The organism is Paenibacillus sp. (genome assembly GCF_048976745.1).
Classification (GTDB): Bacteria; Bacillota; Bacilli; order Paenibacillales; family Paenibacillaceae; genus Paenibacillus.
In genome coordinates this window covers 1-22,319 of record NZ_JBHGUU010000001.1, presented here as the reverse complement: position 1 = coordinate 22,319, position 22,319 = coordinate 1, and the positions used below count along the sequence as shown (strand labels likewise).

The window sequence follows — 22,319 nt, the reverse complement described above, 5'->3', positions numbered from 1 at the left end:
TTGCTGAATTTTGACTGATACCATTATAATTTCTTTTTGGGCTACAAGCAATTTCAACAAAATCCAAGTGAGGTATAATCATGCTGGCGATTGATGTCAAAGATTTGCGCAAGTCGTTTAGCGTCCAGAAAAGCCGAGGTGGGCTGAAGGGCGCGTTCCAGGATCTGTTTGCACGTCAATACCAAGAGGTATTGGCTGTAAATGATATTTCATTTCAGATTCCGCAGGGCGAAATATGCGGATATATTGGGGAGAACGGTGCCGGTAAATCAACAACGATCAAGATGTTAACCGGCATTTTGGTGCCTACTTCAGGGCAAATATCAGTTGGTGGATATGTTCCGTATCAGGAACGGGAGAAGTTTGTACAGAATATTGGTGTTGTTTTTGGTCAGCGCAGTCAATTGTGGTGGGATATTGGCGTTATCGAATCCTTCCATTTATTGCGCAAAGTATATCGTGTAGGAGAGACAGACTTCCGCAAACGGCTCGATGAATTGGTTGAGCGGTTGCAGCTTCAGGATCTGCTAAGTCGTCCGGTACGGAAGCTCAGTCTCGGTCAGCGTATGCGCTGCGAGTTAGTGGCAGCATTGTTGCACAACCCGAGTATTGTTTTTCTGGACGAGCCAACCATTGGTTTGGATATTGTGGTGAAGTCGGAAATTCGGGATTTCTTGAAAGACATGAACAAGGAGCATGGAACAACCATTTTGCTCACCACCCACGATTTGCAGGACATTGAGGCCCTGTGTTCCCGGGTGATCATGCTTGATGCAGGCAACATCATCTATGATGGGGGTCTGGATCATCTGAAGTCCCAGTGGGGCAAGGAGCGGGAGATCCGCTTCAAGTTTGGCTCAGCTCACAACATCAGTCAGATGCAGGAATGGACTGCTGCGTTACCTGTGCGTTGGACGGTAGAGAATGAATTGTCCGCATCTGTATGGATTCCACTGGAACTGAATGTTTCGGATGTACTCGGACGTGTCGTTGGACAGGCTGATATTACCGATATTCAAATTATCGAGATTAACACGGATGAGATTGTGCGGAGTATATACCAGTCCGGTTCCGCCGAGCGTCCCGAGATTGTGGGAGCAGGGAAAGAAGCGGCGGGTGTATCCTGAGATGAATAGTGCATTTATTGATTTTATGCGCATCCGTTTTCTAACGATGCTGGCATACCGGGTGAATTATTACTCCGGCATTTTGATATATACGCTGAATATCGGCGTGTATTACTTTACCTGGCAAGCCATTTACGGCAGCAGTGGTGAACTTGGCGGCTTCACGGCAGCGCAGATGACAACTTATATCGCTGTATCCTGGATGGCACGTGCTTTTTACTTTAACAACCTGGACCGGGAGATTGCCGCAGACATCCGGGATGGCTCCATTGCGATTCAATTCATCCGGCCGATCAATTACGTTATGGTCAAAATGATGCAGGGTCTTGGTGAAGGCATCTTCCGCTTCCTGCTCCTCATGATTCCAGGGATGCTCATTGCCATTCTGCTGTTCCCGGTTGAACTGCCTACGGCGCCATCGGCGTGGATTGGCTTTCTTGTCATGCTGTTCTTCAGTTTCCTCATTAATTCCCAGATTAATGTCATAACGGGACTGGCAGCATTTTTTGTGGAAAACAATGAAGGCATGATGCGTATGAAACGCGTCGTGGTTGATTTGTTCTCCGGTCTGATCATCCCGATCAGCCTGTATCCAGGCTGGATGTCTGCGGTGATGAAGGTATTACCTTTTCAGGCCATTACGTATCTGCCCGGTTCGGTTTTCACTGGAAGAGTGGAAGGTACCGCCATCTGGAATGTACTCGGTATTCAGGTGTTCTGGTTTGCCGTGTTACTGTTTCCGATGGTACTGATCTGGCGTAAGGCGCGCAAGCGTCTGTTCGTGCAAGGGGGATAACGGAATGTACTATATGGGTCTGATCTGGGAATATTTAAAAAACTACATGAAAACACGACTCACGTACCGTGCCGATTTCTGGGTGGAGATTCTATCGGATCTGCTGTTCCAGGCAACCAACCTGATCTTTATCTTTGTGGTCTTTCGCCATACGGATAACCTGGGCGGTTGGAGTGAGAGTGAAGTGCTCTTTGTTTATGGATATTTTATGGTGCCCTATGGCATCTTCAGTTGTTTTATCAATCTGTGGGGATTCAGTGAGCGGTATATTGTCAAAGGCGAGATGGATCGTATCCTGACACGCCCTGCTCATAATCTGTTCCAGATCTTGCTTGAAAATGTAGACCCGCCTGCACTTGTGGGCTCGTTTATCGGATTGATCATCATGATCTTTAGTGGAGCAGACATGGGTCTGGTGCTGGAATGGTGGCATATCCCTGCCTTGATTATTTTGGCACTCAGCTCAGTCATGATCTATGCCGGGATCTATACCACACTGACTTCGTTGTCCTTTTATTCGGACGCACCAACAGGTATTCTGCCATTGATGTATAACATTCAAGGGTATGGGCGTTACCCGGTAACGATCTATAACCGTGCCATTCAGGTGCTGCTAACCTGGATCATTCCGTTTGCCTTCGTGGGCATATATCCGGCAGCTTTATTCCTGGAGAGGTCCGAGATGCATCGTATGGCGCTCCTTACACCTGTGATGGGGTTAGTGTTTGGTTCCATGGGCTTGCTTCTGTGGAATTATGGTGTGAAACGGTATCGCGGAGCAGGATCATAATAGCGCCCCTGTGGCAATTCATGGGCGAGACTAGGGAGGAACTGACATGACGTTAAAAGTAGGCGAAATGGCACCGGATTTTGAGCTGCCGTCCAGTACGGGAGAGCCGGTGAAGCTGTCGGATTACCGCGGACAGCGGGTACTGCTTTATTTTTACCCCAAGGATATGACCTCGTCCTGTACGCAACAGGCTTGTGATTTCCGGGATCGACATGCTGAATTTGAAGGGCTGAATACGGTCATTCTCGGGATTAGTACCGATCCGATGAAACAGCATGACAAGTTTATTGCCAAGTATGGACTGCCGTTCACCTTGTTATCGGATGAAGAGCACGTTGTAGCCGAGCGATACGGTGTATGGCAGCTGAAGAAAATGTATGGCAAGGAGTACATGGGTATGGTTCGCTCCACTTTTCTGATTGATGAAGAGGGGAAATTGATCAAGGATTGGTCCAAGGTTCGAGTCAAAGGACATATTGAGGCCGCACTTGATGCCTTGAAGACCATGTAGTCCTGCCAGACAGAATATTCAACAACCAGCTAAGGCTGTGCTCGCGGAACTTGCCGTGAACACAGCCTTTTAACTGTCGAATTTATAACATTTAATCTGCGACTTATGTTTAGGGAATTATACGATCTGAGGAGATCGTTTTGCTTTTGCGGGAACGAATTCGGTAAACCAGTAAGAGGAAGAGTGGGATAAGGAAGCTGACGGTGATATCCCAGTCGACCCAAGCAGGCATGATTGTATCCGTATAGAAAATAACATTCGGAGCAATCAGGATACCGAGTGCAAATAATAACAGGGACGAAGGCAGAATAAGAGGTTTATATGTCTTTAATCGAAATAATTGTGCTGTTCCCAGTACAAAAGCAAATAGATACAGCAAACTTTTGAAATAGGTAGAGATTAACCACGCGATCGCCATGAATGCTTCAATTCGTTCAAAAAAATTGCCGATATTAATTTTCTGTGAAAGTACATATGAGATGTAAATGCTGTGTTGCGTCACAGTTGCTCCCATCACCATGATTGAGAGCAGCAATAGCAAGGTTAACAGTAAACCTCCAAAGAGGGTAGCCAGCAAGAAATCCCGTTTGAAATGGGGCCCGGGGTTCACATAGGGGAGAAACACGGACAGAACAATAAGTTCACCAAAGGAAGTAAATGCTGCTCGGATCGTGGAGTCGATTATGCGGATCAAGGGCAAGTCAAAGTATGGCTGAAGATTTGTACTTTTGGCTTGAGGAATTAACCCCAAAAAGAGAAAAACGATAAATACGACAACGATGGGAGTTAACAGTTCTGAGGTTAATCCTAACGTGCGAAAACCATGCATTAGCCCCCAGACTAGAGAGAGAATGATCATAAGAATAATGACCCGGATAGGGGTCTGCAGATAGGTCTGGGTTGTCATAAAATCGCCAACCTCACGGACACATATGGCTGCACCTATGACGAAATAAAACAGATAGGCAATTGAAAAGACGGAACCCACCCAAGTGCCGAGTAATTTGGTACAGATTTCAAAAAGAGATAATTGGGGATGTGTTCGGTGGAGTTTATACAGAACCCACATGATCCCAAGACCAATTGGCAGACCAAGCAGAGAACATAACCATGCGTCCTGCTTGCCTATTGCCGTAACGAGTGAAGGGTAGATCAGAATCATGTCTCCAACCATAACCAGGAAAGTGAGCAAAGTGAACTGCCGTATGGAGAGTTTTTCTTTTATCAACATGTCCTTCTGCTCCTTCCCATGAACTAACGTTCTAATATACCCTCCAGATTTATCCTTCGGTTGTTGGTTGGGGTGTTGAATTGGATTTTCTGCGGGATTTTACTAATGCTATCAAAAACAGTATACCTGGAAGAATGATACCTAATGTTGTGTCCCAATCTACCCAGTACGGAACGATGGTGATGATGATAAACGTCAGACTGGGCGCAACAAGATTGGCCATTCCATATACGAGCAGGGCCGAGGGTAGAATCAACATCTTGAACTGCTTTAGCTTGAAGAGTTCTGCGCATCCCACAATAAAAGCATACAAGTAGATTATCGCTTTGAAGTAGGTAGAGATGAGCCAAGAGCAAGCCATAATCACCTCGATTCGTTCAAAGAATCCGCCAATGCTGATCTTCTGAGATAAAATAAACGAAGCGTATATATTATGTTGGGTGAGGAAGGGGCCAAGTACAAGCATGGATATGGTAACTAAAATAGCCAGAATGAGGGTACCCAGCCCTGCTGAAATAATCATGTCACGCATAATATGACGGCTCCTGGCAACATAGGGCAGGATCATCAAAATGGGGATAGTTTCACCAACGGGATAGATGATGCTAACCAGAATACCCTGCGTTATGGGGACAACGCCCGTATCTGTTACGGGCTTCAGATTACTTGTGTCTACCTGTGGAAGAAGACAGAAAGCCAATACCACGATAAACAATATAGCGATAGGCATGAGCAATTCACTTGTCCTCGCGATGGTCTCCAAGCCATGGTACACACCCCAGCCGATGGCAATAACAAACATGAGTATGATGACACGAATAGGGGTGTATTGAAAGATCTGGGAAGTCATGAAATCCCCGACTTCCCGGGTATGTGTAGCGGTGCCAATTAAAAAGAAGAACAGGTAGAAGCAGGAAAACAGGGTGCCAGGCCAAAAACCCAAAGTGCTTCGAGCAAGTTGTACCAGATTTTTCTCTGGATGCATAGTTCCTAATTTGATAAACAGAGCCATGAGAGCCATCCCTAGTGGGACGCCAATCAGAGCACATATCCAGGCATCTTGTTTGGCATAGGATGTGATAACGGAGGGGTAGATCAGCATCATATCTCCAACGACTAACATAAATGTAAGGGTGGAAAATTGTCTTGTTCCGATCCGTCCCTTTTCAAGCATAATATACCCCTCCCTTATCTCCTAAGTTCCAGTCAGTCGTGCTAATGCATGGTTCACAGGGTCGTAGATCCACATGATGATATAGAGTGGACTAGGGAACTCCCAGAGATTGGATGCTATAACGCCGAAGAACGTAGCCGTGAGCAGCATTACACTGTACACAACCGTTTCTCGCCATTCTTTCCGGCGAATGAGACCGGGCAGATCAACCCAACCAATAATCGTTGCTACGACGATAACTGCGAGTGTAATCAACATGCTTATCTCACTCCTTCATTTCATTCTTGAATGAATCGTCCAGTGTACCCACGCGTTTAATCTGTACATTGGCTTTATACTTGATATCCAGTTCTTCAAAATGTTTGTCCCAGTCCTTTTCCATCTTCTTGAACAATTTTGGATCTGCATGATACACTTCCTGTCCAAAACCAAATATATCAACATGGAATTTGCGTTTTACCGAATTGACAGAGTTCTGCATCAGTTCAATCAACCGCTCTTCACTATCAGATTCCAGTTCTTTGAGCACTTTCATCGAACCAATTTTGATTCCGCATTCAACCGCACCGATGGATGAGACATTTTTGACATCAATGCTGATTATAGGCTTGCCGTTGACCACTTTAGCTTTTCTTTTTGTAGATGTGCGGAGTGCCTTAAGCGTCACATTACCCTTCTCGCGACAAGGCAGGTGGCTGACGTTTGATTCTACATTGTCTCGGATATAATTGTAGCCTTTGGATTCATCCTCCGTTAACCAACCAATCAGTTTATCTTTCCTGAATACACTTAGTCCTGTCGTATTGAGGCGAGCTGGTGAGCGAATCGTAGATATGTTTTCTTTACTACCACTTTGGTTCTTGTTTCCTAAAATTTCCACTCCTGTAATGACGGGCTGGATCCCTGGTGATAACATGAACTCCATTAGCTCATCCCCGGTTACCGTGGTAGTAGGAGACCAGGTTTTGGAAGATATATCAAGAGAGTTAAAGATTTTTTCAGCAGGAATATTATCCAAAGGTGTGAGTACGTTAAGCAGTTGGGAAGCGGTAGTGTTCTTGGCGACCAAGACGTAATAATCGGGTCTTGCTGTAGGCTCGCGCATTAACGCCTCGATGACATCATATATTCCGTCCTTGCGTGCATATTCTTCGCCAAAAACCAGAACACGGATATGCGCCATGAATATGCGGCGTGGGCTGGTCTCCGTTAATTTCTGAATGGCTTCGAACAAGGTGTGAGCAGATGCTTCGTACTGTGTAACAGGTGTACCTTTTCCTCCACCTGCCTTGGTTACCTCATTCGGAACAACAACCTGAGCACTGACCTTAATCATGTCGCCATCTTTGTCCACACCGAGACCAAGCATAATGCCAAGTTCATTCAATTCCTGGCGATCCCAGCATCCGGTAAGGAGAGGAATCAGAATAGCACAGGATAATATTAAGCGTAAGCATCTATTCATGGTGTGCACTCCTTACCGAATTACCGCTTCGTTTTTTTAGAGGACTGTCTAACTTCATTTGTTGTACTAATAGAAAGTGGACGAGTTTTCATACGGGACCAGGGTACACGAAAGATCGTGTCTTTGAGATCCTTCTGAATAAAGGGCGCAAAAGGAGACATATAAGGGACCCCGAAAGAACGCAAGCTACAAAGGTGAGTTAGAGTAATTAACAGCACAATCAGGATGCCATAGAATCCAAAGGCAGCGGCAAGGATCATTAATACGAACCGTAAAATACGTACCGAGATGGAGAGCCCATTTTCCGGGATGACATAACTGGATATCGCAGTGATGGATACAATGATGACCATCGCAGCGGATACAACCCCTGCATCTACTGCGGCTTGTCCGATAACAAGCGTCCCGACAATGGACACGGCCTGACCGACCGTCTTCGGTATCCGAATGCCCGCTTCTCGCAGAATCTCATAAGTTAGTTCCATGAGCAGCGCTTCAATAAAAGCCGGAAATGGTACGCCTTCTCGCTGGGCAGCCAAGCTGATCAGCAGGTTGGTAGGAAGCATCTCCTGATGGAACGTGGTAATGGCAATATAAAAGGATGGGGCAAGCAGTGCGATAAAAAAGGCCAAATATCGGATCAAACGAATCAGCGTACTGATATCCGCTCGTTGATAGTAGTCCTCCGGAGACTGGAAGAATTGAACAAATAAAGCGGGAACAAGTAATACAAATGGTGTCCCGTCCACAATAATTGCAACTCGACCTTCAAGCAAAGCTGCAGACACGGTATCGGGCCTTTCACTGTTGTAGACCGTGGGGAAAATTGTTCCTGTCTTGTCCTGTACCAGTTCCTCGATATATCCACTCTCAAGGATGCTATCGATATCAATAGCATCGAGTCTTTGACGCAGTTCCTGTACAATCTCCTGATCCACAATATGTTCTAGATAGAGCACGGCTACCCGGGTCTTGGTCACTCGACCGATCTCTCTTTCCTCAATCCAAAGATGAGGATCTCGGATTCGTTTGCGAATTAATGAAGTGTTAGTACGCAAATTTTCATTAAAGCCCTCCATCGGACCTCGAACGACGGTTTGGGAGACCGGTTCCCCAACGGATCGATCTTCCCAACCGGCCGCACCAATCTTTAGCCCTCGAACAGAACCTTCAAGCAGAAGTATCGCTGATCCCGACAGCAGTGCATTGAGCACTTCATCCATATTACCGACGAGCATGACATTACTTGCGATCAGAATATCATTCTTAAGATAGCTGAGATGTTCATCGTCTGCTGAGAATTCAGGGAGATCATGTTTTTGTAATAATGATTCCATGATGGAGTGATTCAGAATGTTCACATCCACCATTCCATCAATGTACAACATGACAGCAGGCCATTTATGTAAACACTGGAGAGGGCGCATCATCAAGTCGTTGCTGTTCCCCATTACTTGTTTGCAGTATTCCATATTTTTACTGAGATCCGGAGAGATTTGCCTCTGATCTTGACGGTCCACTTTTGATTCACTCATGCCCTCGCCCCCTATACATCCTATATTTGCAAGTTAGTATGACCTGGATGAATTCGGATTATCACAAAAAGAATGATAGTTCATCATTCCGTTAAGCAAAAAAAAAAGAAGCCGCGATGATTCGCAACTCCTTGCTAATTTACTTACTTATAGATGGACGTTTATCCGCATTTACTTTTGTCTTTGTCGAACAGGGGCTGGCTTGGACACGGTGGACCTTGATGCCCATGCTTTGCGGTAACGGTAAAGCACGGCTACGATGAGCAATAGGCCGATTCCTCCCACGATATATGCTGCATATTGATGAGCCAGATGGAATACGGCATTCCACTGGGGGCCGAATATTTTGCCAATGCCCAGAAAAAGTACAACCCAGAACAGTGCGCCTGAATAGGCGTAGAGAGCGAATTTGCGAAAAGGAACAGCAGCTATGCCTGCGAAATATCCGGTAAAATGCCTTACACCCGGAATGAAATAACCGATGAAGATTAAGGCATTCCCATACTTGGCAAACCACTTTTGCGTTTTATCGAGCTTGTCCTGCTTTAGCAGAAACCATTTTCCGTATCGTGTTATAAAGGGCAGTCCTGCTTTGGCTCCAATAAAATAAGTGATGGTCATGCCTATCGTTGTTCCCAGAAAAGCCAGTATGGTGAGGATTCCGAAGTCGAGGTGACCCTTGTAGGAGAGAAACCCTGCGTAAGCCATCGTTGTTTCACCAGGAAAGGGAAGTGCGATGAATTCAAGCAACAAGCCAAAAAACAATACGCTGTATCCGTAGGACCCAAATAGATGTTGGATCTTCTCAAGCAATTCCAATAGATTTCACTCTCCTGAAGACGGGGTGGGAGCATGAATCCTCTCCAAGGTGTTTTGAATATGTTTTGCCTGTCCATTATGCTACCTAATCTGAAGCGAAGAATCAATCACGCACCATACCCAATTGTGAAAAATTATTAAACAAAATCGCGTCTTTTTTCAATGTAGTCTCCATATAATTCTAACAAATCTGCTGAAGTCTATCAGCAAATGACTAGAGACGGTGGAGGTCGATTCGTAAATGGTACAGAGACCAGAATTGGGAATCAAGGAAAAAGGGGAAATCTCCGTAACATCCATACATACGTTTTTATCTGGACAATGGTCTGTCATTCTCGTGCGAATTGCGATATTGCTATGTGCATTCGCGGTATATGCTGCATTTTCTGCGTATACAGGCATAGCTGATGCATCTTCTGCTTCGGGCTCAGCAGAGCCTTCCTCGGCAGCCAAGAATACGCAAGACAAGGTAGTCTATTTGAGTTTTGACGACGGACCGGGTAACCATACCCGTGAAGTATTGGATATTTTACGCAAGGAGCAGGTTACGGCTACATTTTTTGTGCTGGGTGAGCAGGCTGAGCGTTATCCTGAATTAATCCGGTCGATGGTGGAGGATGGACATGCTTTGGGCAATCATACGTTCAATCATCAATACGAACAGTTGTATAGTGATTTCAAAGTGTTCTGGAAACAGATCAAGCAGACAGAGGACGTATTGGAGCGTATCACGGGTTTCCGTCCGAATCTGGTGCGAGCACCAGGCGGTACCTATGGACATTTTGACCAGAGTTATTTTGACATGCTGCAACTGGGTGGGTACACCGTCATGGATTGGAACGTCGATAGTGGGGATTCCAAACGTAAAGGTGTTCCGGCCAAAGAAATCCTCAGCAATTCGACCAAAGTACCGGCGGGAGCTCGTTCGGTCATTGTACTGATGCATGACGGTGGTGCACATGCTGAAACGGTAAAAGCACTTCCCGGTATTATCAAGTACTATCGTGATCACGGATACCGTTTTGACACCATCAAGAGTACGGATCAACCGGTCCAATTCCGTGTACATCCAGATGGTAAGTATAAGTTTCGCAAGGCGCCTGGAAAGGCGTGGATCGCAGAACATGTAGAAACAAATGCGACGTTGTGGCTTGCAACCAAGAAGCTGAAGGTAGAGGTGGGATTGGCTGCAGCTACCTTGCAACCGGGCGAGTTCCGTATGGAGGGTCAGCGAATCATGGTGCCATTGCGTACATTCATGAAAAAATTCGGGGGCAGCACTCGCTGGGACCCTGAAACAAGGATAGCGAAGGCTGTATGGAAGGAAAGAACGATTCATGCAGACGGTGTGAGCGGAACACTGACTTCGACAGGGGTAATTGAAACAGGAGCAGTACAGAGCCAGGGGGGAACCACCTGGGTTCCGTTACGTGAGTTGCTGGAGCAGATGGGACTAAGGGTGAATTCCTTAACCAGTAATGAAGCAGAGTGGACGGTGAAGGCAGGCGCTTCCAGATCCATTTCGGCAATGAACAGTATATTTAAGTATAAAATGATCTGAAGAAAGTCATTCTTGCAGGACTATTCTCTCTACTTCCGGGCAACACTGAATCATAGATTACTATGGCTCAGGAATGCCGATGGATGGAAGGAGATCAGGAGAAATGTCTTATATCCGAATGGAACATGAACATGCTGTTGAATTGTTAAACAGGGTCATCAAGCGTGTTGAGAGTGTGATTATTGGCAAAAAAACAGAGATTCGTTATGTCCTCACTGCAATGCTCAGCGGGGGTCATGTACTTCTGGAAGATGTGCCTGGGACTGGGAAAACCATGCTGGTTCGTGCCGTTGCTTCTGCGCTCGATTGCTCCATGGGCCGGATTCAATTCACGTCCGATGTCATGCCGACAGATGTTACGGGCACGTCAATCTATCATCCACATACAGCTGAATTCAAGTTTCGGCCCGGACCTGTTATGTCCAACGTTGTCCTGGCTGATGAAATAAATCGTGCTTCACCCCGTACGCAGTCTGCCCTGCTGGAGGCAATGGAGGAACGACGTATTACGGTTGATGGCACAACCTATGCCTTGCCACGTCCGTTCTTTCTGCTGGCGACACAGAATCCGTTACAGTTCGAGGGTACGTACCGTCTGCCTGAAGCGCAGCTGGATCGATTTATCATGAGGATTGGACTGGGGTATCCCGATCCGGAACAGGAACTGGAATTGCTAAGCCGCATGCAAGGTAGAGAAGCACTGGATGAACTTCGCCCTGTCCTGCTTGCTGAAGAAGTCGTAGCCATGCAGCGTGAAGTCAAACAGGTACATGTTGATCCGGTCGTCAAACAGTATCTGGTGGCCGTTGCTGTAGCCTCTCGCAGTCTTCCGGCGGTCAGACTGGGCATTAGCCCGCGTGGAACACTGGCCTGGATGGCTGCGGCGCAGTCATTTGCCTACCTTCAAGGACGCAGTTATGTCATTCCGGATGATGTGAAAGAGGTGGCTGTGCCGGTTCTATCCCATCGAATTCAATTGAAGACCCAGAATAGAGCGGAGGTTTGGGGGCAAGCACAAGTCATAGAAGAAGCGTTGTCATCGGTCCCGGTTCCTGTACAAATGGCGTCACAGGGAAGGGGACGGAGGTAATGACTGCGCTGGGACAACGGATGGTTAGTGCTGTCATGGTAGTTGCTTTCGCTTCCTTGTATCAGTGGCATGGGGGCAAAGCGGCGTTGTTTCTATCTATTATGGCTTTCTTGATGTTCACAGGTGGTCTGCTTCTCCATTGGTTCAGACCACGGCGTATTCACATCCGTCGAAAAATACACGCGAATCGGATTGAGGCAGGTGAGCGGGTACGGGTTCTGGTCAAACTGGAATTCGATTGCCGTATTCCATTGTTATGGATCGTTCTGTGTGAGAACTCACCTGCAGGTGTTCATCGCAAATTGATTTTCCCGGGAACACGGCGACAATTTACCTATCAATATGAATGTTCCGGTTTGCGCAGAGGATTGTACAGATGGGATACGGGCAGATTGTACTGGGGTGATATGTTTGGCTGGAATACTCTCTCCGCTGAGACCGCAGGAGGTACACCCCTGATTGTTGTTCCTCAAGCAACGGCTTGGGGGAAGGGCGATTCAGTAGAATTCGCAGCGATGATCGAAGGGACTCTGTCGGAGCGAAGAAATAGCCAGGGAAACCGTAGCCCTGAATTCCGTGAATATCAGCAGGGTGACCCCCTGGGACGTGTTCATTGGAAAAGTACAGCCAAAACGGGAAAACTTCAGACCTTTCTGCCCGATACCACAGATCTGGCTTCGCTGGGCATCCTTGTGTATGAAGGTGCGTCGGGTTATGACGTAAAACAGCCGGAGATCATGGATGCACCTGCTTTTGAACGCGTGGTTCGTGCAGCTGCCCGCTGGATTCATACCGCTGAGCGGGATGATGTTCCTTATCAACTGTGGATGGAAGGCGGAGATCAGAGATATGATGCACAAGATCAATGGCAACATGGGCCATTCCATGCAGATGCTGAGAATTATGGACTGGACAAACTAGCAGGGGCGCGAATATCCAAGGCACAATCTGTGTCTGTTTCGCTCCGAACAGAGATGCTGGATGGCCTGGCAAGCGGTTCGCGAATTGTGGTTCTCACAGGTAAGCTGGACCAGGTTCTGGCGGAATGGATTATTTCTGCAATCGGGTTGGGTTATCGCGTAGAGGTGCAATTAACTGAAACGAGTCAGGTGGTATCAACGGATCGATTGATGAATGGATTGGGAGATGACTGCTTAAGTTTGGAGCGGGTTCGTCACAGTGGGGTGCCGATCCATTCGGTTACAGATCATGCGTTATCTTCATTGGGAAAGGTGGAGGTAACAGATGTGGGAGCGTAATGGTAACCAGCAACCAAATTCCACTGTGGCAGACATAAAGGATGAGGGATATGTTACCGTACCTGTCCTGTACAGAATTTTTATTTCGGCCATTTTACTCATACTGTCTTTGGAGTGGATATATCCTGTTACGTCATCAGCTCAGCAGGGCAGTGAACGGTTCTTGTCCGTAATGGCGGGGTTAACGGGAGCATTACTGCTCGCGGGATTATTTCGTACAGGATGGGTCACCGGAGTACTGATTCGATTACTCATTGCGCTCGCTGCGTTATGTCTGATGTACGGAGGAAGTGATCCTGTCCGCTGGGCGATTGCCTACCCAAGAATACTTTCATCGGATATGGACACCTTTATAACGAACTGGCGATTCCACTCGATTAGTACAGAAACGAAAGGGTTGTTCATGATGTGCGGCTGGAGCATGCTCATGGCTTCGGTACAATCCCTTGTATTGCACCGTCGAAGCGTCATGCTGTTTGGCAGTGCAACACTGGTGTATTTACTTCTGCTTGAATCCTTTGCGGGGCTGGATGTGTATGCTTCCGTAATACGGTCTGTCCTGTGGACTTTTTGTATTCAGGCTTTGCTTCAGCTACTACGTCTCAACGGAGGAGTAACTACCCCGAGTTATCGTGGCAGTCCCTATGGTCGTTGGAGTGTTATCACCATTCTGGCTTCCATAGGTGTGGTACTTTTCTCTGCGTTACCTGGTCAGTTCGTTTCGATACCTCAACCGGGACGCATATCTCTGGAACAGATGGGTGAACGCATCGCTCGCTGGGCAGGTTACACACAACACAGTAGTATCCCTGCTGCAACGGCAGTCACGGGATATAGCTCAGCGGATGCGCCTATGGGAGCACCGTTGGTGCAAGGGGATTCCATCTTTTTTTCGGCGAAGAGTCCGGAAGTGACGTATTGGCGAGGGGAGACTCGTTCATATTATAACGGAAGTACCTGGAGTGATCCTGAGCAAAGCTTTGAAACGGCCAGTCCGTCCGGCATGCTGCGTGCGGATGGTTGGGAGAATCAAACCTACTGGAAGCGTATCCGCCAAACGGTCACGATGAAACGGGAATGGAAAGGGCCAAACCCGTTGTTTACCGGTGGGGTACCGCTCCATGTATCGTTCCAAGATAAGAACAGCGATAATGAGGAGAACATGCTTTCTTTGTTGTCTAATCGGGATTCTGCAACGTTGTGGATCGCGGCCTCCGGGGATGAGAAGATGGTTAAAAATTATACGGCAGACATCATGGTTCCTGTGGCATCGCCTGAACAGTTACGTCTGTTAGAGAAGACGAATAAACGGAAAGATCCTGCAGCTATTCGGAGGACATATCTTCAATTGCCCACATCACTCCCGGGTCGAGTGCAGACGCTCGCCAACGAAATCATTCAAGGGAGTGAGACTCGGTACGATGCTGTGCAAGCCGTCAAGACTTATCTGGCTGCTCATGCTGAATATACGCTGGATACCCGTATGCCACCGCGAGGAACCGACTTTGTGGACGATTTTCTATTCGTCACACGGGAGGGATACTGCAATCATTTCTCTACAGCCATGATTGTGCTGCTTCGTGCAGAGGGCATTCCCGCACGCTGGGTTAAAGGCTTTGGGCCTGGAGTGGCTGACCCGAATACACCCGGTCAGTACATCGTATCCCAAGGAGATGCACACTCCTGGGTAGAGGTGTATTTTCCAGGTGCAGGCTGGATGCCGTTTGAGGCTACGCCAGGCTTCACCATGGCGCAAGGCGCGGGCGAAGAGGTGGCAGCGCTCGCCGGGCCGCAGGCAGGTGAGTTGAATCCGCCGAATTCGAACGGCGGATTGGCTAAAGCGGGCGCATGGCTGCTCGCCCGCGCACAGGCCCTTGCCGCGGAGCCATGGCTCGCGGCAGCCCTTGTGGCAGCGGCCCTGCTGGGCGCCGCTGCTGTGATCCGCATGCGGCGGCTGCGCCCCGCGCTGCGGATCAGGCTGCTGCTGGCATGGCCACGCAGCAGCTTTCCAGACCGCGAGCGGCTGCTGGGCGCCGCCGCTCCGGTCTGGGCCGCGCTCGCGCGCCGGTACGGCCCGCGGCCGCCGGGGATGACGCTGCGTGAATATGCAGCGTCACCGGCTGTGGCCGCAGGCGCGGACGGCGCGGACATCGCGCGGTTTGCAGCCGACTGGGAACGGCTGCTGTACGGGCCAGACCGTCCGCTGCGCGCGGACAGCCTGGACTTCCTGCGCCGGGCACTTCATCTGGCCCGGCAATTGCAGGCGTTGTAACACAAGGATGTTACAACAAGGGTGGCACACAACCTGCCGTGGTCTAACTCTCGCTATCGCATTCCGATACAGTTTGGCAGGTTGTTTCAGAAGATGATCACCACTGGCACATCTATTCTATTGTGCATGAGTTGTTGATCGTGCATGTTATACATAAGACGCCTTTCGCGCTACGCTGCGAACGAGGCGTCTTTCCACGATCATACATTTGAGCTAGCATCTTGCTGCCATGTTTTCTGTTCGGAATTTCATATTTAAAGGCATTTGGTAATACTGTTTTGATATGTCGAAAAAAGGAGTTTCGCCTTTCCTTGACGGTATGTTTTGTCGTTGCGTATAATTAGTTTCATTGAATTGAGGGAGGCACGGTTATGAATAAGCAGAATGAGATTGTGGTTGTCCTTGACTTTGGGGGCCAATACAACCAGTTAATCGCCAGAAGAATCCGGGATCTTGGCGTATACAGCGAGCTTTTGCCGTATAACACACCGGCGGAAAAGATCGCAGAAATGGCACCAAAAGGAATCGTATTTTCAGGTGGGCCGTCCAGCGTATACGCTGAGAATGCTCCACACGTGGACCCGGGTGTTTATGACCTAGGCCTGCCAATCTTCGGTATCTGTTACGGTATGCAGCTTATGGCCCAGCAGCTCGAAGGTAAAGTAGAACGTTCCGAGAAGCGTGAGTACGGTAAAGCAGACCTTGAGTTTGCTGCCGGGTCTGCACTGGCAAAGGGCATTGAAGGCGAACATACGGTATGGATGAGTCACGGTGACCACGTGGTTACCCTTCCTCCAGGTTTCAAACTGGATGCAGGCACGGAAAGTGCGCCAATCGCTGCCATGAGCGACGATGAGCGCAAATTGTATGCTGTTCAGTTCCATCCAGAGGTACGTCACTCTGTTCGCGGTAATGACATGATTCGTAACTTCCTGTTCGAAATCTGTGGTTGCGAAGGCAACTGGACGATGGAGACATTCATCGATGACACCATCAAAGACATTCGTGAAAAAGTGGGCGACAGTAAAGTACTGTGTGCGCTCAGCGGCGGCGTGGATTCTTCCGTTGTAGCTGCATTGCTTCACAAAGCCATTGGTGATCAACTGACATGTATGTTTATTGACCACGGTCTGTTGCGTAAAGGTGAAGCTGAAAGTGTAATGGAGACGTTTGTTGGCAAATTCGACATGAAAGTTGTCAAAATTGATGCTCAGGAGCGCTTCATGTCCAAACTGGCTGGCGTGGATGATCCAGAACAAAAACGTAAAATCATCGGTAACGAGTTTATTTACGTATTTGACGAAGAGTCCAAGCAGTTCGATGATTTTGCATTCCTGGCGCAAGGTACACTGTACACGGACATCGTGGAAAGTGGTACAGCGACTGCACAGACCATCAAATCCCACCACAACGTGGGCGGTCTGCCTGAGGACATGAACTTCAAACTGATCGAGCCGCTGAGCACGCTGTTCAAGGATGAAGTACGTAAAGTAGGTACCGAGTGTGGCCTGCCGGACGAAATTGTACACCGTCAGCCGTTCCCTGGTCCGGGTCTTGCAATCCGTGTTCTTGGTGAGGTTACTGAAGAAAAACTTAAAATTGTTCGTGATTCAGACTACATCCTGCGTGAAGAGATTGCCAAAGCCGGTCTTGACCGCGAAATCTGGCAGTACTTCACAGCTCTGCCGAACATGAAGAGTGTTGGCGTTATGGGTGATGCGCGTACGTATTCCTACACCGTAGGTATTCGTGCTGTAACATCCATCGACGGTATGACTGCGGACTGGGCGCGTATCCCTTGGGACGTGCTGGAGAAAATCTCCGTACGGATTGTTAACGAAGTAGACAACGTAAACCGTATCGTGTATGACGTAACATCCAAACCACCTGCAACGATCGAGTGGGAATAGAACGTAATGTAAATTTGAATGTATAATTAAAATACTCTTCTCTATCTGTGAATTTAAGCAAATAGAGAAGAGTATTTTTTGTGCTCAAGCTATTTTGTTGGGTATTAAGGTTTGGAAGGATACTCTATATACAATTTCTTAGTTGCATTGCTCCATTTAATGTTTGCGCCAAGTAGAGACGGGATATCCTTTGCTTTAACATAAGAAATTCCTGAGATATTTCTGGACTGTGTCAGGGGACTGCCATAGAGCATTGGTAGCTTCTTGGAGGAATCATAGCTTACCACAACACCGAAAGATTCGCTGATAGCACGTAAAGGAATGTATACGGACCCATTAACGATGCGGCCTGAATCTGAAATTATTTTGCCATTTATAATAACTTGAACCTCTATCGGCTTGGAATCTGATCTAACTACGGTAGCATATGGCTCAGGCTCTGCATTCAATATGGCGGCAGTGGCAGGTGTTACAACTTTAATCATTTTCTCACCAGTTATAGAACCGAATGTGACCTTTATTGAGGCAGTTCCTAAGCCTACAGCTTGTACATTACCGTTTCCATGGGGCTTTAATACCTCTGTGTTTGTTGATTGCCATGTGACCATATCTGTTACATAGACAGCATCCCCATTATCAAAGTATGCAAGTGCATTCAGTTCGTTGCCATCATTTAACCTGAAAATGAAGGGGAGAAAGTCAGGTCGCATTGTCCCCGCAACAACGAAAATGTTCTTTGGCATAGAGACGAAAATATTTGCTGGTGTTGTGTTATAATTTTGAATCGATTCTCCAGTGTGATTTACCAAGAGAGTCATAGCCGGTAAAACTTCAATAGACGTTTGTTTATTCAAACTGTCTTCTTTAGTTTTTAGATGAAAAGATATAAATGCTTCGCCGGAGGAAGAACTAATTGATTTACCATTTTTGGCTGAAATCGAAATAATAATTTCTTGTTTACCGTCATTAGGGTCAAGATCTTTGGGTTCTGGATTTTGGATCGTGTAATCCTTGGATTCAAAATAGTCGGTAGGAATGATAAAGGCATCGTCTCTCCATATGTATTTTCCAAGTGTTTCGTCAAACCGTAGTACTTCATCTTCATCCGTTGTAAAGATATTCTCATCGTAGCTTAAAACGATAGTTGCTGATTGGACGTCTCCATTTTCATGGGGGGCGCCATTGTTGAGAATTCCAACGTTCACCGATATACCCTGACCAGGTATTAGGGTTGAATCGCTTGTTACATCAATAGACAACCCCTTGCCTGTTGAATCCTTTGCTACGACAGCGCCAGCCAGACACCCTGCTATCAATAGCAAAGACAACATTCCCATAATTATTTTTTTTTCAAAATACATCTCTTAACCTCCATAATACGTAATTTTTCATGTTTTATATCGGTAATTTTATAATAATAGTTAAGTTTGTAGAGGTAGTCAGTAACTTTTCATTAGATCCAAATAATAGTCTCTACCTGATACTTGTTTGGAATTTCAAAATTCATCCCATTTTAAAGTTCACTTCATGATCCTTTCAGGTCCGGCCTGTACAATAAGTTCATATTAAGAGTTATATGGCTACTGAAAGGAGAATTGAATGTATGCGTAAAACCGACTATATGAGCAAATGGAAGATGGGCATTGGAAGTGCGTTTCTGATGGTGATGCTGGCAGGATGCGGTTCAGGTATGCAAGACCTGGCCTCCGGTTCGGGAGACTTTCCATTTGTGAACTTAGAGGCAGCGGATGCTTCTTCCGATCAGAGCAGCAACAAGGAGTTATCCTCTGACTTAACAACGAACACAAATCAGGAACAACAAGAGATACACGATACTCCGCAGACAGAGATATAATTAACATAGGACTGATCCGGTAAAAAAGTGCTCCGGAACATGTCGAAATTTGCTCCATATACCTAATGAGTATACGCCTTCCGAATACGAGACATCGTTATTCCTGGATCACCATTCAGCTGATTGCTAAAACGCATCAGAAACATAAGCCAACCTGATTAGAGAGCTTCTTGCCCTTTGATCTGGCTGGCTTTTTTATGTTGAATTGCTCAACTTTCAGTCTGACAGAATGGACATATTGGATGGAGGTTTCACCGAAAAAAGCGCATACAATTGGTTTGTAAACCGCTGAACTGGTTCAATCTGTTAAATAATACGAACGATATTATATGAGGGTGATATTAATATTCGTTTTTCTCATTGACAAAAACTTGCTGCCCTCCTAAAATAGTGATGGGAAACAAACAAATAGCGCATACTAATTCGTATAATCTCGGGAATTGGCCCGGGAGTCTCTACGAGATCACCCTAATGATCTGGCTACGAAGAGGAGAAGGCTAAGTACATGAATTCTACATGATTGCGGGGACATCACGCACATTAGAATTTTTTTTGTTCTTAGCAGAGGCATCGTGCCACTCCTTGTCAGCTGAACCCTGGGTGAAGAATCTTCATCAGGGTCATTTGTCGTTTTTCAATATGGCTTCAACATCTCTAAGGGGGAGTTAGTGAATTATGGATCGTTTTTTTAAATTAAAAGAAAACGGAACAAACGTTAGAACGGAGATTGTTGCGGGTCTTACTACCTTTATGACAATGGCTTACATTCTTTTTGTGAATACGTTGTTCTTGGGTCAGGCCGGGGCGGGGATGTCGGATAATGCAGTATTCTTTGCAACAGCCGTCGGCGCCGGATTGATGACCATTATTATGGGATTGTTCGTGAATATTCCGATTGCGCTCGCACCAGGTATGGGATTGAATGCATACTTCATGACTGTAGTTTTGAGCTCCAATGGGGCGATTACATGGCAGGCTGCCCTCGGAGCAGTATTCCTTTCCGGTATCGTGTTTATTATTTTGACCGTGACAAAGATTCGGCAAATGCTGCTTGTTGCAGTTCCGCAGTCGATCAAAATGGCCATTACGGTGGGTATCGGTCTTTTTATTACCATTATCGGTTTCAAACTTGCTAATCTCGTTGCCGTAACCGTTAATGTTGCACCAGACGCAGATCTGAGTCAGCCGATTCCAGGCAGCAGTTTTAACCTGTCATTGGGCAACTTTATAACACATCACGATGCATTGTTGGCTCTGATTGGTCTGCTCCTTATTGCTATACTGATGGTTATGCGTGTGAAAGGCGCTCTGCTGATCGGGATCGTAGTCACAACGCTGATTGGTATTCCAATGGGGGTTACGAATCTGAGTGGTCTTTCAGGCGCAAGCTGGTTGCCTAACTTCAGCGATCTGGCAGTAGGACAACTGGATTTGAAAGGTGCCATCAGTCTCGGTTTGTTCGAGATCATCTTCATCTTTACCTTTGTTGAATTGTTCGACACGTTTGGTACGATGGTAGGTACGGCAACACGTATGGGGATTATGAAGGATAAGAAAAAAGGCGAGAAAACGATCGGTAAAGCGATGCTCGTTGATGCAGTTGGTGTCAGCGCAGGTGCTGCACTGGGTACAAGTACCATTACGGCATACGTTGAAAGTGCTTCAGGCGTTGAAGCGGGTGGACGTACAGGACTGACTTCGGTAACGACAGGTTTGCTGTTCATTTTGGCGCTGTTTATCGCTCCGCTTGCGCTCGTTGTTCCATCCGCTGCGACGGCTCCGGCATTGATCATCGTGGGTGTGCTTATGATGAGTCAAGTACGCAGCATCGAGTGGGATGATTTCCTGCAAGCTTTCCCTGCGTTCCTTACGATTGTATTGATGCCTTTCACAGGTGGAATCGCGAACGGGATCTCCGCAGGTATCGTATCGTATGTCATTCTGGCGGTGTTCAGTAACTTGGTTACAGAGCGTAAAGTGAAAATTCACTGGCTCATGTGGATCTTGGCGATCATTGTAGTCTGCCGATATGTATTTATTGGCGGGGAGTAAACATACAATAGTTGTGATAAAGAATACTGCATTAAGTATGTAAGCTTATAATTATGAAAGAAGCGGAAGCCACGGGATCTAAACCCGGCGCTTTCGCTTTTTTTGTTATCATTTCTTGAGTAAAATGAATTTAAAATGTTTTCCTTCTATATATAGAAGGAATGAATATCATGCTCTATAATTTGTTGATTGTTTATTCAATGAAATCACGGATATTAAGTTTCTATAATAGAAGTATCTATACTGTTCTTTCTTTCAATAGGCGGATGATGATGAAGTGAGCTTTTCGTGATATAAATGTAATCAACAGAGTCAGTAGGGCGCTTATGCATAATGAGTTTCTCTACAATTTGATTAGAGCTCATATGGTAGTCTTATGCATATGTATCATTGGCTGGCTATAGGTAATTGCTTGTTAAAAGGAACAAAGGATACTTTCTTTTATAAGAATTAAGGTATTTCGAAAAAAGACTTGCGTTCCATAACTGTACATGGTATATTCTATTTCCGGCCAAAAAAACACGAGATACACGGTGCGGCAAGCGAATGAAATAAGCTTCGAAAGAAACTTAAAAAAAAGAACTTGCAAAGTTGGTTCGGACATGATATTATATAAGAGTTGCTGAAGAGAACGACATTCGGTAACGAAACAAGTTTGATCTTTGAAAACTGAACAACGAGTGAGTAAACATTCTGCTTGCAGAATGAACGCAAAAGTTTGAAACAAGCCCTGGCTTGAATCGGCTGGAGCACAAAATGAGATTTTTAATCTCGTCAGATTCAAAATGAGCTTATCGCTCTTTTCAATACTTTATTGGAGAGTTTGATCCTGGCTCAGGACGAACGCTGGCGGCATGCCTAATACATGCAAG

Annotated in this window: 18 protein-coding genes, 1 rRNA gene and 1 riboswitch; of the genes, 12 read left to right on the top strand and 7 right to left on the bottom strand. The window is 46.6% G+C overall.

The window, feature by feature from the left end; translation table 11 throughout:
• Positions 1-80: 80 nt before the first annotated feature.
• Genes ACE3K2_RS00095 through bcp form a run of 4 tightly spaced genes read left to right on the top strand, consistent with a single transcriptional unit; the run spans position 81 to position 3,224 of the window.
• Positions 81-1,127 (top strand): ABC transporter ATP-binding protein, encoded by a 1,047-nt coding sequence (locus tag ACE3K2_RS00095; RefSeq protein WP_421885284.1) that lies wholly within the window; start codon positions 81-83, stop codon positions 1,125-1,127.
• Position 1,128: 1 nt separating this feature from the next.
• On the top strand, positions 1,129-1,923 hold the full coding sequence (locus ACE3K2_RS00090; protein ID WP_421885282.1) for an ABC transporter permease: 795 nt from the start codon (positions 1,129-1,131) through the stop codon (positions 1,921-1,923).
• 4 nt (positions 1,924-1,927) lie between these two features.
• Positions 1,928-2,713, top strand: a complete 786-nt coding sequence (locus tag ACE3K2_RS00085; RefSeq protein ID WP_421885279.1) for an ABC transporter permease — start codon at positions 1,928-1,930, stop codon at positions 2,711-2,713.
• Between the two features lie 46 nt (positions 2,714-2,759).
• The gene (gene bcp / locus ACE3K2_RS00080; RefSeq protein WP_421885276.1) at positions 2,760-3,224 is read left to right on the top strand and encodes a thioredoxin-dependent thiol peroxidase; all 465 of its coding nucleotides are present in this window, start codon (positions 2,760-2,762) and stop codon (positions 3,222-3,224) included.
• 109 nt (positions 3,225-3,333) lie between these two features.
• On the opposite strand, the gene ACE3K2_RS00075 is transcribed toward bcp, so the two are convergent.
• From ACE3K2_RS00075 to ACE3K2_RS00050, 6 genes are all read right to left on the bottom strand, one after another.
• On the bottom strand, positions 3,334-4,455 hold the full coding sequence (locus ACE3K2_RS00075) for a GerAB/ArcD/ProY family transporter (protein WP_421885273.1): 1,122 nt from the start codon (positions 4,453-4,455) through the stop codon (positions 3,334-3,336).
• A 49-nt stretch (positions 4,456-4,504) separates the two neighbouring features.
• A complete protein-coding gene (locus ACE3K2_RS00070; RefSeq protein ID WP_421885269.1) occupies positions 4,505-5,629 on the bottom strand; it encodes a GerAB/ArcD/ProY family transporter in 1,125 nt (374 codons plus the stop codon).
• Positions 5,630-5,650: 21 nt separating this feature from the next.
• Positions 5,651-5,887 (bottom strand): hypothetical protein, encoded by a 237-nt coding sequence (locus ACE3K2_RS00065; RefSeq protein WP_421885266.1) that lies wholly within the window; start codon positions 5,885-5,887, stop codon positions 5,651-5,653.
• Between the two features lie 7 nt (positions 5,888-5,894).
• Positions 5,895-7,094, bottom strand: a complete 1,200-nt coding sequence (locus tag ACE3K2_RS00060; RefSeq protein ID WP_421885263.1) for a Ger(x)C family spore germination protein — start codon at positions 7,092-7,094, stop codon at positions 5,895-5,897.
• Positions 7,095-7,114: 20 nt separating this feature from the next.
• A complete protein-coding gene (locus ACE3K2_RS00055; RefSeq protein ID WP_421885260.1) occupies positions 7,115-8,629 on the bottom strand; it encodes a spore germination protein in 1,515 nt (504 codons plus the stop codon).
• Positions 8,630-8,800: 171 nt separating this feature from the next.
• The gene (locus ACE3K2_RS00050; RefSeq protein WP_421885258.1) at positions 8,801-9,448 is read right to left on the bottom strand and encodes a DedA family protein; all 648 of its coding nucleotides are present in this window, start codon (positions 9,446-9,448) and stop codon (positions 8,801-8,803) included.
• 241 nt (positions 9,449-9,689) lie between these two features.
• Here ACE3K2_RS00050 and ACE3K2_RS00045 point away from each other — a divergent pair, with 241 nt between their 5' ends.
• The 5 genes from ACE3K2_RS00045 (at position 9,690) to guaA (ending at position 17,540) form a co-directional block, all read left to right on the top strand.
• Positions 9,690-11,009, top strand: coding sequence for a polysaccharide deacetylase family protein (locus ACE3K2_RS00045; protein ID WP_421885256.1), 1,320 nt, complete (start codon positions 9,690-9,692; stop codon positions 11,007-11,009).
• A 103-nt stretch (positions 11,010-11,112) separates the two neighbouring features.
• On the top strand, positions 11,113-12,099 hold the full coding sequence (locus tag ACE3K2_RS00040; RefSeq protein WP_421885254.1) for an AAA family ATPase: 987 nt from the start codon (positions 11,113-11,115) through the stop codon (positions 12,097-12,099).
• The gene (locus tag ACE3K2_RS00035; RefSeq protein ID WP_421885251.1) at positions 12,099-13,358 is read left to right on the top strand and encodes a DUF58 domain-containing protein; all 1,260 of its coding nucleotides are present in this window, start codon (positions 12,099-12,101) and stop codon (positions 13,356-13,358) included. The genes ACE3K2_RS00040 and ACE3K2_RS00035 overlap by 1 nt, the downstream gene beginning before the upstream one ends.
• A complete protein-coding gene (locus ACE3K2_RS00030) occupies positions 13,345-15,630 on the top strand; it encodes a transglutaminase TgpA family protein (RefSeq protein WP_421885248.1) in 2,286 nt (761 codons plus the stop codon). Before ACE3K2_RS00035 ends, ACE3K2_RS00030 begins: the two co-directional genes overlap by 14 nt.
• Before the next feature lie 371 nt (positions 15,631-16,001).
• Positions 16,002-17,540, top strand: a complete 1,539-nt coding sequence (guaA, locus tag ACE3K2_RS00025) for a glutamine-hydrolyzing GMP synthase (RefSeq protein WP_421885246.1) — start codon at positions 16,002-16,004, stop codon at positions 17,538-17,540.
• 104 nt (positions 17,541-17,644) lie between these two features.
• Here the strand turns inward: guaA and ACE3K2_RS00020 are convergent, their stop codons facing one another.
• Positions 17,645-18,901 carry a stalk domain-containing protein gene (locus ACE3K2_RS00020; protein WP_421885243.1) on the bottom strand — a complete coding sequence of 419 codons (1,257 nt, stop codon included), beginning with the start codon at positions 18,899-18,901 and terminating at the stop codon, positions 17,645-17,647.
• Positions 18,902-19,143: 242 nt separating this feature from the next.
• On the opposite strand from ACE3K2_RS00020, the gene ACE3K2_RS00015 reads away from it, so the two are divergent.
• From ACE3K2_RS00015 to ACE3K2_RS00005, 3 genes are all read left to right on the top strand, one after another.
• Positions 19,144-19,395, top strand: a complete 252-nt coding sequence (locus tag ACE3K2_RS00015) for a hypothetical protein (RefSeq protein WP_421885240.1) — start codon at positions 19,144-19,146, stop codon at positions 19,393-19,395.
• Between the two features lie 403 nt (positions 19,396-19,798).
• A riboswitch (purine riboswitch) is annotated at positions 19,799-19,898 on the top strand.
• Positions 19,899-20,070: 172 nt separating this feature from the next.
• Positions 20,071-21,447 carry an NCS2 family permease gene (locus ACE3K2_RS00010; RefSeq protein WP_421885237.1) on the top strand — a complete coding sequence of 459 codons (1,377 nt, stop codon included), beginning with the start codon at positions 20,071-20,073 and terminating at the stop codon, positions 21,445-21,447.
• Positions 21,448-22,258: 811 nt separating this feature from the next.
• A 16S ribosomal RNA gene (locus tag ACE3K2_RS00005) occupies positions 22,259-22,319 on the top strand; the annotation flags it as partial.

Excerpts from the sequence above, each read along its gene's own strand:
- ACE3K2_RS00095 (WP_421885284.1), top strand. The coding sequence starts at position 81 with ATGCTGGCGATTGATGTCAAAGATTTGCGCAAGTCGTTTAGCGTCCAG.
- ACE3K2_RS00020 (WP_421885243.1), bottom strand. The coding sequence starts at position 18,901 with ATGTATTTTGAAAAAAAAATAATTATGGGAATGTTGTCTTTGCTATTG.
- ACE3K2_RS00035 (WP_421885251.1), top strand. The coding sequence starts at position 12,099 with ATGACTGCGCTGGGACAACGGATGGTTAGTGCTGTCATGGTAGTTGCT.
- ACE3K2_RS00055 (WP_421885260.1), bottom strand. The coding sequence starts at position 8,629 with ATGAGTGAATCAAAAGTGGACCGTCAAGATCAGAGGCAAATCTCTCCG.
- ACE3K2_RS00010 (WP_421885237.1), top strand. The coding sequence starts at position 20,071 with ATGGATCGTTTTTTTAAATTAAAAGAAAACGGAACAAACGTTAGAACG.
- bcp (WP_421885276.1), top strand. The coding sequence starts at position 2,760 with ATGACGTTAAAAGTAGGCGAAATGGCACCGGATTTTGAGCTGCCGTCC.
- guaA (WP_421885246.1), top strand. The coding sequence starts at position 16,002 with ATGAATAAGCAGAATGAGATTGTGGTTGTCCTTGACTTTGGGGGCCAA.
- ACE3K2_RS00030 (WP_421885248.1), top strand. The coding sequence starts at position 13,345 with ATGTGGGAGCGTAATGGTAACCAGCAACCAAATTCCACTGTGGCAGAC.
- ACE3K2_RS00060 (WP_421885263.1), bottom strand. The coding sequence starts at position 7,094 with ATGAATAGATGCTTACGCTTAATATTATCCTGTGCTATTCTGATTCCT.
- ACE3K2_RS00065 (WP_421885266.1), bottom strand. The coding sequence starts at position 5,887 with ATGTTGATTACACTCGCAGTTATCGTCGTAGCAACGATTATTGGTTGG.
- ACE3K2_RS00040 (WP_421885254.1), top strand. The coding sequence starts at position 11,113 with ATGTCTTATATCCGAATGGAACATGAACATGCTGTTGAATTGTTAAAC.
- ACE3K2_RS00045 (WP_421885256.1), top strand. The coding sequence starts at position 9,690 with ATGGTACAGAGACCAGAATTGGGAATCAAGGAAAAAGGGGAAATCTCC.
- ACE3K2_RS00075 (WP_421885273.1), bottom strand. The coding sequence starts at position 4,455 with ATGTTGATAAAAGAAAAACTCTCCATACGGCAGTTCACTTTGCTCACT.
- ACE3K2_RS00090 (WP_421885282.1), top strand. The coding sequence starts at position 1,129 with ATGAATAGTGCATTTATTGATTTTATGCGCATCCGTTTTCTAACGATG.
- ACE3K2_RS00085 (WP_421885279.1), top strand. The coding sequence starts at position 1,928 with ATGTACTATATGGGTCTGATCTGGGAATATTTAAAAAACTACATGAAA.
- ACE3K2_RS00070 (WP_421885269.1), bottom strand. The coding sequence starts at position 5,629 with ATGCTTGAAAAGGGACGGATCGGAACAAGACAATTTTCCACCCTTACA.
- ACE3K2_RS00015 (WP_421885240.1), top strand. The coding sequence starts at position 19,144 with ATGCGTAAAACCGACTATATGAGCAAATGGAAGATGGGCATTGGAAGT.